The sequence below is a fragment of the Kitasatospora sp. NPDC088861 genome (assembly GCF_044750105.1).
Taxonomy (GTDB): domain Bacteria; phylum Actinomycetota; class Actinomycetes; order Streptomycetales; family Streptomycetaceae; genus Kitasatospora.
The window spans coordinates 1-15122 of the sequence record NZ_JBIVJF010000008.1 but is presented as its reverse complement, the minus strand read 5'-3'; the positions used below and the strand labels follow the sequence as shown (position 1 = coordinate 15122).

Annotated in this window: 9 protein-coding genes; 8 read left to right on the top strand and 1 reads right to left on the bottom strand. The window is 73.9% G+C overall.

Going from position 1 to position 15122, the window contains the following annotated elements; translation table 11 throughout:
• The first annotated feature begins 34 nt into the window (after positions 1-34).
• The 5 genes from ilvN (at position 35) to ACIP37_RS16430 (ending at position 7575) form a co-directional block, all read left to right on the top strand.
• Positions 35-559, top strand: coding sequence for an acetolactate synthase small subunit (ilvN, locus tag ACIP37_RS16450; protein ID WP_030302941.1), 525 nt, complete (start codon positions 35-37; stop codon positions 557-559).
• Positions 560-674: 115 nt separating this feature from the next.
• Complete coding sequence (gene ilvC, locus ACIP37_RS16445; protein ID WP_063347727.1) at positions 675-1673, top strand: ketol-acid reductoisomerase; 999 nt, start codon at positions 675-677, stop codon at positions 1671-1673.
• A 237-nt stretch (positions 1674-1910) separates the two neighbouring features.
• Complete coding sequence (serA, locus tag ACIP37_RS16440) at positions 1911-3500, top strand: phosphoglycerate dehydrogenase (protein WP_363378782.1); 1590 nt, start codon at positions 1911-1913, stop codon at positions 3498-3500.
• A 282-nt stretch (positions 3501-3782) separates the two neighbouring features.
• The gene (locus ACIP37_RS16435) at positions 3783-3944 is read left to right on the top strand and encodes a hypothetical protein (RefSeq protein WP_350887612.1); all 162 of its coding nucleotides are present in this window, start codon (positions 3783-3785) and stop codon (positions 3942-3944) included.
• A 295-nt stretch (positions 3945-4239) separates the two neighbouring features.
• Positions 4240-7575 (top strand): S8 family serine peptidase, encoded by a 3336-nt coding sequence (locus ACIP37_RS16430; RefSeq protein WP_400844025.1) that lies wholly within the window; start codon positions 4240-4242, stop codon positions 7573-7575.
• Between the two features lie 144 nt (positions 7576-7719).
• Here the strand turns inward: ACIP37_RS16430 and ACIP37_RS16425 are convergent, their stop codons facing one another.
• Positions 7720-10212 (bottom strand): YfhO family protein, encoded by a 2493-nt coding sequence (locus tag ACIP37_RS16425; RefSeq protein WP_400844022.1) that lies wholly within the window; start codon positions 10210-10212, stop codon positions 7720-7722.
• Between the two features lie 360 nt (positions 10213-10572).
• Between ACIP37_RS16425 and ACIP37_RS16420 the strand changes: the two genes are divergently transcribed.
• The 3 genes from ACIP37_RS16420 (at position 10573) to cimA (ending at position 14979) form a co-directional block, all read left to right on the top strand.
• A complete protein-coding gene (locus ACIP37_RS16420; protein WP_363589462.1) occupies positions 10573-11637 on the top strand; it encodes a 3-isopropylmalate dehydrogenase in 1065 nt (354 codons plus the stop codon).
• A 246-nt stretch (positions 11638-11883) separates the two neighbouring features.
• Positions 11884-12996 (top strand): branched-chain amino acid aminotransferase, encoded by a 1113-nt coding sequence (locus ACIP37_RS16415; RefSeq protein WP_400844019.1) that lies wholly within the window; start codon positions 11884-11886, stop codon positions 12994-12996.
• 378 nt (positions 12997-13374) lie between these two features.
• A complete protein-coding gene (gene cimA, locus ACIP37_RS16410; protein ID WP_363633581.1) occupies positions 13375-14979 on the top strand; it encodes a citramalate synthase in 1605 nt (534 codons plus the stop codon).
• The last annotated feature ends 143 nt before the right edge of the window (positions 14980-15122 follow it).

The following is a 15122-nucleotide window of genomic DNA, read 5'->3' as shown; positions in this document are numbered from 1 at the left end:
CCCCCCTTCAACTCCAGAGCGCCTGAGGAACCCCATGTCCAAGCACACCCTCTCCGTCCTGGTCGAGAACAAGCCCGGCGTGCTCGCCCGCATCGCCGCCCTGTTCTCCCGTCGGGGCTTCAACATCGACTCCCTCGCCGTCGGCCCGACCGAGCATCCGGACGTGTCCCGGATGACCATCGTGGTCAACGTCGAGGACCTCCCGCTGGAACAGGTCACCAAGCAGCTCAACAAGCTCGTGAACGTGATAAAGATCGTCGAACTCGACCAATCCGCTGCGATCCAGCGGGAACTGGTCCTGGTGAAGGTCCGCGCCGACAACGAGACCCGGTCGCAGATCGTCGAGATCGTCCAGCTGTTCCGTGCCAAGACCGTCGACGTGTCCCCGGACGCGGTGACCATCGAGGCCACCGGAAGCTCGGACAAGCTGGAGGCCATGCTCCGGATGCTGGAGCCTTACGGCATCAAGGAGTTGGTCCAGTCCGGCCTGGTCGCCATCGGGCGCGGCGCCCGTTCGATCACGGACCGCTCGTTGCGCGCCCTCGACCGCAGCGCCTGAGCACCCCCGAGACGCCGACCGTCTCACACCCTGAAGCACCGCCCCACACCCCCGCCGGTACGCCTACCGTAGAGAGCGCGTACCCGGCAACCATCACGCAAGGAGATGTGCCCCCGTGGCCGAGCTGTTCTACGAAGACGACGCCGACCTGTCCATCATCCAGGGCCGCAAGGTCGCGGTCATCGGCTACGGCAGCCAGGGCCACGCCCACGCGCTGTCCCTGCGCGACTCCGGCGCCGACGTCCGGGTCGGCCTGAAGCCGGAGTCCAAGTCCCGTGCCAAGGCGGAGGAGGCCGGCCTGCGCGTCGTCACCCCGGCCGAGGCCGCGGCCGAGGCCGACGTCATCATGATCCTGGTGCCGGACCCGATCCAGGCCGACGTCTACGAGGCCGACATCGCCCCGCACCTGAAGGCCGGCGACGCCCTGTTCTTCGGCCACGGCCTGAACATCCGCTTCGGCTTCATCAAGCCCCCGGCGGACGTCGACGTCTGCATGGTCGCCCCGAAGGGCCCGGGCCACCTGGTCCGCCGCCAGTACGAGGAGGGCCGCGGCGTCCCCGCGATCGTCGCCGTCGAGCAGGACGCCTCCGGCAAGGCCTTCGACCTGGCGCTGTCCTACGCCAAGGGCCTGGGCGCCACCAAGGCCGGCGTCATCAAGACCACCTTCACCGAGGAGACCGAGACCGACCTGTTCGGTGAGCAGGCCGTCCTCTGCGGTGGCACCGCCGCCCTGGTGAAGGCCGGTTTCGAGACCCTGGTCGAGGCCGGTTACCAGCCGGAGATCGCCTACTTCGAGTGCCTGCACGAGCTGAAGCTCATCGTCGACCTGATGTACGAGGGCGGCCTGGAGAAGATGCGCTGGTCGGTCTCCGAGACCGCCGAGTGGGGCGACTACGTCACCGGCCCGCGGATCATCACCGACGCCACCAAGGCCGAGATGCGGAAGGTCCTCGCCGAGATCCAGGACGGCACCTTCGCCAACACCTGGATCGCCGAGTACAAGGCCGGTCTGCCCAAGTACAACGAGTACAAGAAGGCCGACGAGGACCACCTGCTGGAGACCACCGGCAAGAAGCTGCGCTCGCTGATGAGCTGGGTCGACGACAAGGCCTGAACCGGCCTCGGGCTCTGCCCGATTTTGTAACTTCCTTGTACAAGTAGGCTGCTCTCGTCCGGGTGATTTCGCCGGACGGGAGCAGCCTGGTACCCAGCCCGTCGATACACTCCGAGTGCGCGTCAGGCCCACAGCGTCGTGCGTCTACCTACGCGGCATGCCACCTTCCCCCCGCCGTCCACGCCACCCACGTGCCGGGGAGAACCGCAGAGTTAAGGACACACTGTCGTGAGCACTGTGACATCCAAAACCGCCGTCGTCCTGATCGCCGAAGAGCTGTCGCCCGCCACCGTCGACGCCCTCGGCCCCGACTTCGAGATCCGCCACTGCAACGGCGCCGACCGCACCGAGCTGCTCGGCGCGATCGCCGACGTCGACGCGATCCTGATCCGCTCCGCCACCAAGGTCGACGCGGAGGCGCTGGCCGTCGCCCGCAAGCTCAAGGTGGTCGCCCGGGCCGGGGTCGGCCTGGACAACGTGGACGTCGCCGCCGCCACCAAGGCCGGCGTGATGGTCGTGAACGCGCCGACCTCCAACATCGTCACCGCCGCCGAACTCGCCTGCGGCCTGCTGATCTCCGTCGCCCGCAACATCGCGCCGGCCAACGCCGCGCTCAAGCAGGGCGAGTGGAAGCGCAACAAGTACACCGGCGTCGAGCTGAGCGAGAAGACCCTCGGCGTCGTCGGCCTCGGCCGGATCGGCGTCCTGGTCGCCCAGCGGATGTCCGCGTTCGGCATGAAGATCGTCGCGTACGACCCCTACATCCAGGCCGCCCGCGCCGCCCAGATGGGCGTCAAGCTGGTCACCCTGGAGGAGCTGCTGGAGGTCTCGGACTTCATCACCGTCCACCTCCCCAAGACCCCCGAGACCATCGGCCTGATCGGCGACGAGGCGCTGCACAAGGTCAAGCCGACCGTGCGCATCGTCAACGCCGCCCGCGGCGGCATCGTGGACGAGGAGGCGCTCGCCAACGCCCTGCGCGACGGCCGGGTGGCCGGCGCCGGCCTGGACGTGTACGCCAAGGAGCCGTGCACCGACTCCCCGCTGTTCGGCTTCGACAACGTGGTCGCCACCCCGCACCTGGGCGCCTCCACCGACGAGGCGCAGGAGAAGGCCGGCATCGCCGTCGCCAAGTCGGTGCGCCTGGCGCTGGCCGGCGAACTGGTGCCGGACGCCGTCAACGTCCAGGGCGGCGTGATCGCCGAGGACGTGCGCCCGGGCCTGCCGCTGGCCGAGAAGCTCGGCCGGATCTTCACCGCGCTGGCCGGCGAGGTCGCCGTCCGGCTCGACGTCGAGGTCCGCGGCGAGATCACCCAGCACGACGTGAAGGTGCTCGAACTGTCCGCGCTGAAGGGCGTGTTCGAGGACGTGGTGGCGGAGACGGTGTCCTACGTCAACGCCCCGCTGTTCGCCCAGGAGCGCGGCGTCGAGGTCCGCCTGACCACCTCCAGCGAGAGCGCCGAGCACCGCAACGTGATCACCGTCCGCGGCACGCTCGCGAACGGCGAGGAGATCGCCATCTCCGGCACCCTGGCCGGCCCGAAGCAGACCCAGAAGATCGTCGGCGTGGACGCCTTCGACGTGGACGTCGCGCTCACCGACCACATGGCCTTCTTCAAGTACGAGGACCGCCCCGGCGTGGTCGGCGTGCTCGGCCGCCACCTCGGCGACGCCGGCATCAACATCGCCGGCATGCAGGTCGCCCGCGACGGCGGCGGCGCGCTCGCCTCCATCACCGTGGACAGCCAGATCCCGCAGGACGTGCTGTCGGCGATCGCCGCCGAGATCGGCGCCCGCTTCGCCCGCTCGGTCGACCTGGGCGCCTGAGCCCGACGCCCCCCGGGGCCCGGACCGCCGTTCGCCGGCGGTCCGGGCCCCGCTGCGTTCCCCCGGGTGGCTCCCGTCTCAGATACTAGGAAATCCAAGTATTCGTGCAGACACGGCCCGGGCCCGGTCGTACCGTGGAAGGGCGATACGGCGTGCCGACCCTGTAGACAGGGCGTTCGGCCCGTGTCCGCGTGCGCCTTCACGGGCAGGCGATCCCTGCCCCCGCGCGTACCCCTCCCCCTCCCGCGCCCTTTTCGGGGCGCCGCTTCCAAGGAGCCCGGTATGCCCCTCACTGCCGACCGCCACGCCACCCCCACCCCCGCCGCCACCCCCGTCCGCGCCCCGCGCCGTCGCCGGGCCGCCGAACGGAACCCCTTCGCCGCCGCCGCCCTGCAGCGGGCGCTGGACCGCCGCGACAACGGCGGCTCGACCGGGCACCTCTGACGGGAACCGCTGGCGGGCGTCGTCGGCGGTCTGTCCGTCAGGTGTTGTCGGGCGGCGCCCCCGCGGCTTCGCCGGCCCGCCGCCGGCCCGGCCGTTCATCCGCCGAATAGGCCGCTCGGGCTGCCGTCAGGTCACCCGGTCGAGTGCAACCGGCGTCCGTCCGAGGGAAGTTGCTCGCGCTCGTCGGCGCGATCATCCTAATTTGGGGCCCCCGGAAGGGTGATCGACGTTCGCGCGGGCGGGCGTCAGCGACACGGTGTGCGGATCAGTCCCCCTGCCGGGGGAAGAGGGCCCAGTGCGTCTGCCATCCGTCCGCCGACCCATCACCCGGATCGGACTCACCCTGGCCCTGCTGGCCGGGAGCGCGGCGCTCGCCGCCACCCCGGCCTCCGGCGGGCCCCCGACGGAGCCGTCGAGGGCCGGCCGAACGGCCTCCGTCCTGCTCGAACTCGGCACCGAGCCGGCCGGGCCCGCCTGGCGGCGCGCCGCCGACGGGGCCCGGCGGGCCCAGCGCTCCCCGGAGGCCGCCCGCCGGGAGGCCTCGGACGCCGGCGCCGCCCAGCGGGCCAGGGCCGGCGAAGCCCTCGACCGGCTCGCCGCGGCCGTCCACCGGGCGGTGCCCACCGCCGGCGAGCTCTACCGCACCCGCACCCTGATCACCGGCCTCGCCGTCAACGCGCCCGCCGACCGGCTGCCCGCCCTGCGCGCGCTGCCCGGCGTCCGGGCCGTCCACCCGATCGTCCGCAAGCAGCGGGACAACGCCTACTCCGTCCCGCTGATCGGCGCCCCGCAGGTCTGGGCCGGTGCCACCGGCGACGGCAACACCGGCCAGGGGGTGCGGATCGGGATCATCGACAGCGGCATCGACTACACCCACGCCGACTTCGGTGGCCCCGGCACCGAGGCCGCCTTCCGCTCCGTCGAACGCGGCAAGCCCGCCCCGCCCGACCTGTTCCCCAACGCCAAGGTGATCGGCGGCAAGGACCTGGTCGGCGACGACTACGACCCCGACCCGTCCTCCCCGCACCACCAGCCCGTCCCGCACCCCAGCGACAATCCGATCGACTGCGACCGCAACGGGCACGGCACCCACGTCGCCGGCACCGCCGCCGGCTACGGCGTCACCGCCGACGGCCACCCGTACACCGGCCCCTACCGGCCCGGACTCGACCCCGCCGGGTTCAAGGTCGGCCCCGGCGCCGCCCCCGGCGCCCAGTTGTACGCGATCCGGGTCTTCGGCTGCGACGGCTCCACCGACCGGCTCGCCCAGGCCCTCGACCTCGCCGCCGACCCCAACGGCGACGGCGACCTCGGGGACCGCCTCGACGTCGTCAACCTCTCCCTCGGCAGCCGCTTCGGCAGCCCCGACGACACCGACGCCCTCGCCGTCGACCGGCTCGCCGCCCTCGGCACCGTCGTGGTCGCCGCCGCCGGCAACGACGGCGACGTCTACGGCATCGGCGGCAGCCCCGGCACCGCCGCCCGGGCCGTCACCGTCGCCGCCTCCGTCGACCAGCACAGCGACACCGACGGCCTCACCGTGCTCGCCCCCGCCGACCTGGCCGGTGTCGTCCCGGCCCACTGGAGCGAGCGCTACCAGGGCTGGTCCAGCGCCGACGTCAGCGGCCAACTCGCCCTGCCCGCCGATCAGTCCGACGGCTGCGCCGCCTACAGCGAAGCCGACCGGCAGCGGCTCGCCGGGAAGATCGCCGTCCTCACCTGGCGCACCCGCGACTCCGAACGGGCCTGCAACTCCGGCCCCCGCGCCGACCACGCCGCCGACGCCGGTGCGATCGGCGCCCTCTACGCCGCCGACACCGACCACCTCGCCGAGATCTCCGGCAACGACCGCATCCCGGCCGCCCTGCTCGCCCACGCCGACGGCGAACGGCTCCGGCAGGCCGCCGCGGCCGGGCCGGTCGAGGTCCGCCTCGCCGCCCCCGGCAACCCGCTGCACGGTTCCGTCTCCCAGAACCAGCCCGCCCGCACCGACACCCTCACCGACTTCTCCTCCCGCGGCATCGGCGTCCCCGGCATCGTCAAACCCGACCTCGCCGCCCCCGGCGAGACCATCTGGTCCGCCCTCGTCGGCAGCGGCAGCGGCGGCCAGCGCGAGGACGGCACCTCGATGGCCACCCCGCACATCACCGGCCTCGCCGCCCTCGTCCGCGCCGCCCACCGCGACTGGCCGGTCGAACAGCTCAAGGCCGCGCTCATGAACACCGCCGTCGACACCTGGCTCGGCGACGACCACGGCGGACCGGTCTACGGCCCCGAGCGCACCGGCGCCGGCCGCGCCCAGGTCGACCGGGCCGTCCACACCCCCGTCGTCGCCTACGCGGCCGGCGACGGAGCTGCCGAAGGCAGCGTCGGCGTCTCCTACGGGCCGGTCGAGATCGCCGGGCCGACCGCCCTCGGCCGCGACATCGAGGTGCGCAACCACGCGGACCGGCCGCTGAGCTACCGCACCGGCTACGCGGCGGCCACCGAACTGCCCGGCGCCACCTTCGAGGTGACGCCGGACCAGGTCGACGTCCCGGCCGGCGGCACCGCGCGGGTGCACGTCACCCTCGCCGTCCCCGGGGAACTGGGCCGGGCCCCCGACCCCACCATCGACACCGTGCAGGACGGCAAGGCCCGCAGCTACCGCGCCGAACTCTCCGGCCGCGTCCTGCTCACCCCCGTCACCGACCCGGCCCTGCCCCAACTGCGCGTCCCCGTCCTCGCCGCCCCGCGCCCGGCCACCGACCTCACCGCCACCGCCGCCGCCCGCACCACCCGGGACGGCACCGTCCTGATGCTCGGCGGCAGCGCCGCCCCCGGCAACCGGCCCGGACTCGTCACCGCCCTCACCCTCGGCGGCGAAGGCATCCGCTGGGCCGACTGCCCGCCCGACAGCGAAGCCGCCGTCGGGCCCGGGGCCGGCATCCGGCCCGACGACGGAGCCGAGCCGGCCGACCCCCCGCAGGACGTCTGCGTCCAGCAGCCCGGCGACCGGGCCGCCAACCTGCGGGTCGTCGGTGCCGCCACCAGCTCCGACCTGCTCTACGTGGGCGCCCAGCTCTGGGCCCCGGCCGCCACCCCGGTCGGGCTCTACGGCGTCCGGGTCTCCCTGGACACCGACGGCGACGGCGCCACCGACGTCATCCTCGAAGCCGACCGGCTGCGCGGCAGCGACGTCCTGGTCTCCCGCGCCCTCGACGCCCGAACCGGCGCCGAACTCGACGTCCAGCCGCTGAACGGCCACTGGGGCGATACCGACACCGCCCTGCTGGACGGTGACGCCCTCGTCCTCCCCGTCCGGCTGAGCGCGCTCCCGGGCGTCCGGGAAGGCCACAGCACCGTCCACTACGGCGTCTGGACCAGCACCGTCGCCCCCGGCACACCCGACCCGGCCGAGTCCTACTCCGCCATCGGCCTGCGCGGCACCCGCCCCGTCCTGGCCCTCGACGTCCTGCACCCCGCCGTCGACATCCGTGCCGGCCTCGGCGGCCCCGCGGCCCTCGCCACCCCGGTCCGGCCCGGCACCGTCCTCGACATCCACCGCACCCCCGGCGACACCTCCCGCCTGCTCCTGCTCCACCACCTCAACCCCGCCGCCCACCGGAGCCAGGTGATCACCCTCCCCTGACCGCACCTGCCCGAGGGGCGGCCCGCCGACCTGGCGGGCCGCCCCCGTGCGTTGTGCCGCGCCTCGGTGACGGGGCTCCGTGGTGCCGACGGCCGTCTGCCGTGCCCGGCAGGGTTCGTCCCGGTTGCTTCAGGCCTGGTCGCCTCAGCCCTGGTCAGTGGCCTGGGCGGCCCGGGCGGCGAGCCGACGGGTGCGGCGGGGTGCGCGGGCCGGGCGGCGGGAGAAACGGGTGAAGACGGCGACCAGGGCGAGGGCGGCGGCGGTGGCGGAGCTGACGGTGAGGCCCTCGGTGAGACCGGGCGGGCGGAAGGAGCAGGCGATGCGGTCGGCGCCGGCGCCGAGCGGGACGCCGATCATGCCCAGGACGGGCGTCGGCGGGACGTACCGGCCGCCGCCTGCCGCGCAGGTCCAGCCCTCGGCGGCCGGGACGGACAGCAGCGCGGTGCCGGTGGAGCCGGCCGGGAGGGTCGCGGCGAGGCTGTGCCCGCCGGCCGCCACGCCGGTCGCGCCGGTGGCGGTGAGACGGGCGACGGCGTCGTCCAGGGCGCCGGGCCGCAGGCAGCCGATCGGGCGGGCCGGGATCTGGCCGACCGTGTCGGAGCGCAGGGTCACCCGGACCGTCCCGTCGGCGGGGACCGGCCCTAGCCGGTGGATCGCGACGGCGGTGGTGGGCTGTTCGCCGTCGCTGCGGTAGGTGGTGCCGAGACCGCTGACCGTGCCCCGGTACCAGACGCCGTGGAAGTAGGCCGTGCCGCCGGGGGTGCAGGCCGCGGTGAGGACGGTGCCCTCGGCGCCGCCGGGCAGCGACCAGCCGCTGGTGCCGTGCAGGGTGGGCGCCGGGCCGCCGGCCGGGACGGGCAGCGGGGCCTCGTACACCCGGCTGCCGAGCAGTGACTCCTGCCGGGACCAGACCGAGGAGGTGTCCGGCCGGGCGCCGGGCGGCAGCACGGTGACCAGCGGCGGTGCGGCGGCCCGCCCGGGGGTGAAGCCGGCCGGGGGCGGCCCGTCGTCGAGGTGGGAGCGGACGGCGAACAGGGCCTGCCCGACCGGATCGGTGACGCTGGCGGTCTGCCGCCCGCCCGCCGTCCAGCCCGCGCCGAGGTCGTGCAGCAGCAGGGCGGCGACGGTCGGCAGGTAGCCGCTGAAGTAGCCGCCGCCCTGGCCGTCGAGCAGCAGCGGATCGTTGGTGGTGAAGGCGTGCGGGCCGGGGTCGCTGCGGCCCCGGGGCCACGCGGCGCCGTCGCGCACCGCCGCGTACCCGGCCCGGACGGCGCTGGCGGAGGCGGTGTCGGCCGGGGCGGCGGCGAGCGCCGCGTACCCGGACCAGACGGAGTTGCCGAGCACCGCGCCGGCCAGCACCCAGGTCGCCAGGGCGGTGGTCCGGCGGTCGGTGTGCCGGCGGTCGAGGGTCCAGAGCGCGGCGAGCAGGACGACCCCGCCGACGGCCAGCAGTGTCCAGGTGGAGGCGCGGACCGAGTGCCGGCCCGCCGCCAGCGCGGCGATCACCGCGACCACGGCGGCGCCGCCCAGCAGGGTGAGCCGGTCCGGCCGGTGCGCCAGCGACACCCAACCGGCCAGCACCAGCAGGCCGCTGAGCGCGAACGCGACCCGGTACGGCCCGCCGGCCGGGATCGCCAGACCGTGCCAGACCACCACGGTCGGGGTCCAGACGAAGCTGAGCACCACCAGCACCAGCGCCCCGCACCAGACCGCCCGCTCCCGCACCCGCACCCGCCGGTTGAACGGCAGCCCGCACACCAGCAGCAGCCCCAGCAGGCCGATCGCGACGTCCGGCAGCGGCCGCCCGCCGTGGGTGGCGGGCAGCAACTGCGCGAGGTGCCCGCCGAGCCCGGACGGGCCGAGCGGCTGCACCGGGGACTCCGGCTGGGCGCCGTGCGCGGCCCGGACGGCGACGAACAGCACGGGCGAGGCGAGCAGGACGCCGGTGGTGGCCATGGTGAAGGCCCGCCCGGCGACCCGGACCCGGTGGCGCAACGGCCGCGGGGTGGCGAACAGGCGGACGGCCAGCAGCAGCCCGGCCATCAGGGTGGCCAGCGCGGCGGTGTACAGGTTGCCGGCCCAGGCGAGGGTGACGCACAGCGAGCCGGCCACCCAGCGCCGCTCGCGCAGGCACCAGTCGGCGGCCAGGCCGAGCAGCGGCAGCGAGACCAGGCCCCAGAGCCACATCGGCGCCGCCCCGCCGACGTCGAGCACCCAGGCGCAGAGCCCGTACCCGACGGCGGCGAGCGCCCGCAGCCAGTGCGGGCCGGCGTGCAGCCGGCCGAGCAGGTGGGCCATCAGGGCGGTGCCGAGGCCGATGGTGGCGAGGGTGACCAGGAGGAGCGCGAACCGGCCCTGGTCGCGGGGGAGGAGGGCGGTCGCCCAGGAGAACGGGTTCATCAGGTAGGCGAAGAAGTCGGCGAGGAACGGGACGCCGTAGCCGCTGTTCCAGTTGAACAGGAGGTCCCCGGCGGCCCGCCCGTGCATCAGGTCCCACAGGTGGGCGTGGTACGGCAGGGCGGCCTCGCCCGCCCCCGTCGGCCACGCCCCGCGCAGCCCTACCGCGAGCGCGTACCCGCCCGCCGCCAGCCCGGCCGCGCTCCCGCAGACCAGCACCTCCCGCCGCCGCACGCCCATTGCTGCTCGACCCCGTTTCCGCGAGGGATTGCCGGACCCCGTCACCCTAAGCGCGCTCCCCGCGCGGATCAGGCCCCCCGCGCTCCCTCGTAGGGGTGATGAGGTGGCAGCCCGGCGGATCGGCCTGCGATGGTGCCCCCGTGGGAAGGGAACCCGACCTTGCGATGCCGGGGTGGCTGCGCCCTCCGGCTACCGGCTACACCGCGGACGACCTGGATCGGCTACGGGATCTCCCGCCCCACACCGAGCTGCTCCTCGGTGGCCTGGTCTTCTCCGCCCGTCAGACGACGTTCCATGCCCGGACGTCCGGATGGTGGACGCCGGGTGTCAGCCCCTGGGACACCGGAGTAGGGTCCGAGCATGTCTCGCACGATTCGTCTCGCAGTTGTCCCGGGTGACGGCATCGGCCAGGAAGTGGTGGCCGAAGGTCTCAAGGTCCTGGGTGCCGTGCTTCCCGCCGAGGTGAAGCTGGAGACCACCGAGTACGACCTCGGCGCCCGGCGCTACCACCGGACCGGGGAGACCCTGCCGGACAGCGTGCTGGCCGAGCTGAAGTCGCACGACGCGATCCTGCTGGGCGCCATCGGCGACCCGAGCGTGCCGTCGGGCGTGCTGGAGCGGGGGCTGCTGCTGAAGCTGCGGTTCGCCTTCGACCACCACATCAACCTGCGTCCGGGCCGCCTGTTCCCCGGGGTGAAGTCCCCGCTGGCCGGCACTGAGTCCGACGGCGCGTCTCCGACACGACGAGCCATCGACTTCGTGGTGGTCCGCGAGGGCACCGAGGGCCCGTACGTCGGCAACGGCGGCTCGCTGCGCACCGGGACGCCGCAGGAGGTGGCCACCGAGGTCAGCCTGAACACCGCGTTCGGCATCGAGCGCGTGGTGCGCGACGCCTACCGCCGGGCCCAGGCGCGTCCGCGCAAGAAGCTGACGCTGGTGCACAAGAACAACGTGCTGGTGCACGCCGGGCACCTGTGGTCGCGGATCTTCGCGGAGGTCGGCCGGGAGTTCCCGGAGGTCACCACCGACTACCTGCACGTCGACGCGGCGACGATCTTCTTCGTCACCCAGCCGGAGCGTTTCGACGTCATCGTCACCGACAACCTGTTCGGCGACATCCTGACCGACCTGGCCGCCGCCGTCACCGGCGGGATCGGCCTGGCCGCGAGCGGCAACATCAACCCGGGCGGCGAGTTCCCGTCGATGTTCGAGCCGGTGCACGGTTCGGCGCCGGACATCGCGGGCCAGGGCAAGGCCGACCCGACGGCCACCGTGCTGTCGGTCGCCATGCTGCTGGAGCACCTGGGCTTCGCCGCCGAGGCCGCCCGGGTGGAGGCCGCCGTCGCGGCGGACCTGGCCGAGCGCACCGGCACCCGCAGCACCTCCGAGGTCGGCGACGCGCTGGTCACCCGAGTAGCCGGCTGACGGGCCGGATCCGCTTGACGGACTCCGGCCCACGGGCCGGGGCCGACAACGGTCGCGGCCCGGCGGGCCGCACCACATAACCGCAGCTTGCAGCTCCCCAAGGAGCGGGCAGCTGTTCGGCACGGCCCTCTGGATGCGAGTATCGACAGTGGGTCGTGCCGTTGTGCGTTCGTTCCGGTGCTGGTTGGCCGCGGCGGGCACCCGGCGGTGGCGGCCCGGACCTACCCCACGGTGAAGGAAACAGCCATGAGCACGCCCACCCAGGCGCCCATCACGTTCGACCTCAAGCCTTCCGCCCACCCGCTGCCCACCGCGGAGCGCGAGGCCCGGCTGACCAACCCCGGCTTCGGCCGGGTCTTCACCGACCACATGGTCACCATCCGCTGGACCGAGGGCGTGGGCTGGCACGACGCCCAGCTGGCGCCGTACGCGCCGCTGGAGGTCGACCCGGCGAACATGACCCTGCACTACGGCCAGTCGATCTTCGAGGGCCTCAAGGCCTACCGCCAGGCCGACGGCTCCATCGCGAGCTTCCGCCCGGAGGCCAACGCGGCCCGCTTCCAGGCCTCGGCCCGCCGGCTGGCGATGCCGGAGCTGCCGGTGGAGACCTTCGTCGAGGCCGTCGAGCTGCTGGTCCAGCAGGACCAGGCGTGGGTGCCGAACGAGCCCGAGCAGAGCCTGTACCTGCGTCCGTTCATGTTCGCCACCGAGGTCGGTCTGGGTGTCCGCCCGGCGAACTCCTACCTGTTCATGATCATCGCCTCGCCGGCCGGCGCCTACTTCCCGGGCGGCGTCAAGCCGGTCTCGGTGTGGCTGTCCAAGGAGTACGTCCGGGCCGCGCCCGGCGGCACCGGCGCCGCCAAGTGCGCCGGCAACTACGCCGCTTCGCTGATCGCCCAGGCCCAGGCCGCCGAGAAGGGCTGCGACCAGGTCGTCTGGCTCGACGCCGCCGAGCACCGGTGGATCGAGGAGATGGGCGGCATGAACCTGTACTTCGTCTTCGGCGAGGGCAAGGACGCGAAGATCGTCACCCCCGAGCTGTCCGGCGCCCTGCTGCCCGGCATCACCCGCGACTCGCTGCTCCAGCTCGCCACCGACCTCGGCTACGCCGTCGAGGAGCGGAGGATCTCCACCGACGAGTGGCAGCAGGCCAACGCGGACGGCACCCTCACCGAGGTGTTCGCCTGCGGCACCGCCGCCGTCATCACCCCGGTCGGCTCGGTCAAGTCGGCCGCCGCCGACTGGACGGTCGGCACCGGCGAGCCCGGCCCGACCACGATGAAGCTGCGCCGGGCCCTGCTGGCCATCCAGGGCGGCCAGACCCCCGACACCCACGGCTGGCTGCACAAGATCGTCTGAGGCGGCACCCGCTCCGGCCTGGCCCGTTTCGCATCGCGAGACGGGCGGGCCGGATGCCGGGACGTGTGCCAGACTGCGAACGTGTCCTCGCTGTCGCTGATTATTAACAGCAGGCGCGCCGGTCCGCAGTGACCGCTCCCGCAGGACCCGATGCGGAGCGACCACCAGCGTCCAGACCCGCGCGCAGACCTCTCGCACCCGCGAGGGGTTTTTTCGTTTTTCGGGCATCGCCCCGATCAACACAGCCTCCGGACCGGCCGGGAGCCCCCACAAGGGGCTCGGGGACACCGGAGCCGCGCGCGGGATGCTGGACAGTGGAGCCGGGACTCGCAATCCGGCAGAGCAGTACGAACCTCCCCGAACGGAGAACCAGGGGTCATGACCGAGGTCAGCCGTACCGACGACAGTTTCCACGTGTTCGACACCACCCTGCGCGACGGCGCGCAGCGGGAGGGCATCAACCTGACGGTGGCGGACAAGCTGGCCATCGCGCGGTACCTGGACGAGTTCGGAGTGGGCTTCATCGAGGGCGGCTGGCCGGGGGCCAACCCGCGCGACACCGAGTTCTTCGCCCGGGCCGCCGCCGAACTGGACCTCCGGCACGCCCGGCTGGTCGCCTTCGGCGCCACCCGCCGGGCCGGCGGCAAGGCCGCGGAGGACCCGCAGCTGGCCGCGCTGGTCGCCTCGGGCGCCCCGGTCGTCACCCTCGTCGCCAAGGCGCACGACCGGCACGTGGAGCTGGCGCTGCGCACCACCCTGGACGAGAACCTGGAGATGGTCCGGGACAGCGTCGAGTTCCTGCGCGCGCAGGGGCGGCGGGTGTTCATCGACTGCGAGCACTTCTTCGACGGCTACCAGGCGAACCGCGAGTACGCGCTGGCCGTGGTCCGCACCGCGCACCAGGCAGGGGCGGACGTGGTGGTGCTGTGCGACACCAACGGCGGGATGCTGCCGGCCGGCGTGCGGGAGACCGTCGCCGACGTCCTCGCCGTCACCGGCGCCCGGTTGGGCATCCACGCCCAGGACGACACCGGCTGCGCGGTGGCCAACACGCTGGCCGCGGTGGACGCCGGCGCCACCCACGTCCAGTGCACCGCCAACGGCTACGGCGAGCGGGTCGGCAACGCCAACCTGTTCCCGGTGGTCGGCGCGCTGGAGATCAAGTACGACCGGCGGGTGCTCCCCGAGGGCCGGCTCGCCGAGATGACCAGGCTGTCGCACGCGATCGCCGAGGTGGTCAACCTGACCCCCTCCACCCACCAGCCGTACGTCGGCTACTCGGCCTTCGCGCACAAGGCGGGCCTGCACGCCTCCGCGATCAAGGTCGACCCGGACCTGTACCAGCACATCGACCCGGAGCGGGTCGGCAACACCATGCGGATGCTGGTCTCCGACATGGCGGGCCGCGCCTCGGTCGAGCTCAAGGGCAAGGAGCTCGGCTACGACCTGTCCACCGACCGGGACCTGGCCGGCCGGGTGGTGGCCAAGGTGAAGGAGCAGGAGAACCTCGGCTACACCTACGAGTCCGCCGACGCCTCCTTCGAGCTGCTGCTGCGCGACGAGGTGCGCGGCGGCCGGGACCGCTTCTACACCCTGGAGTCCTGGCGGACCATCAGCGAGCAGGGCCCGAACGGGTTCACCGGCAACGAGGCGACGGTGAAGCTGTGGGCGAAGGGGGAGCGCCGGATCGCCACCGGCGAGGGCAACGGCCCGGTGAACGCGCTGGACCAGGCGCTGCGCACCGCGCTGGAGGGGATCTACCCGCCGCTGGCCCGGTTCGAGCTGGTGGACTACAAGGTCCGCATCCTGGAGGGCCAGCACGGCACCGGCTCCAAGACCCGGGTGCTGATCGAGTCCACCGACGGCACGTCCACCTGGTCGACCGTCGGGGTGGCCGACAACGTGGTGGCCGCCTCCTGGCTGGCGCTGGAGGACGCCTACACCTACGGGCTGATCCGGGCCGGCCTGGAGCCCACCGAGTAGCTCACCGGGCAGCCCGCCGGGCGACTCGCCGTGGCCGCGGGGGGCCGGGCCCCCCCCCCCGGGGGGGGGGGGGGGGCGGGGGGGGGGCTGGGGGGGGGGGGGGGGGGGGGGGGGGGGGGGGGGGGGGGGGGGGGGGGGGGGGG

Coding starts and splice junctions, on each gene's coding strand:
- ACIP37_RS16425 (WP_400844022.1), bottom strand. CDS start 10,212: ATGGGCGTGCGGCGGCGGGAGGTGCTGGTCTGCGGGAGCGCGGCCGGG.
- ilvN (WP_030302941.1), top strand. CDS start 35: ATGTCCAAGCACACCCTCTCCGTCCTGGTCGAGAACAAGCCCGGCGTG.
- ACIP37_RS16435 (WP_350887612.1), top strand. CDS start 3,783: ATGCCCCTCACTGCCGACCGCCACGCCACCCCCACCCCCGCCGCCACC.
- ACIP37_RS16415 (WP_400844019.1), top strand. CDS start 11,884: ATGAGCACGCCCACCCAGGCGCCCATCACGTTCGACCTCAAGCCTTCC.
- cimA (WP_363633581.1), top strand. CDS start 13,375: ATGACCGAGGTCAGCCGTACCGACGACAGTTTCCACGTGTTCGACACC.
- ACIP37_RS16420 (WP_363589462.1), top strand. CDS start 10,573: ATGTCTCGCACGATTCGTCTCGCAGTTGTCCCGGGTGACGGCATCGGC.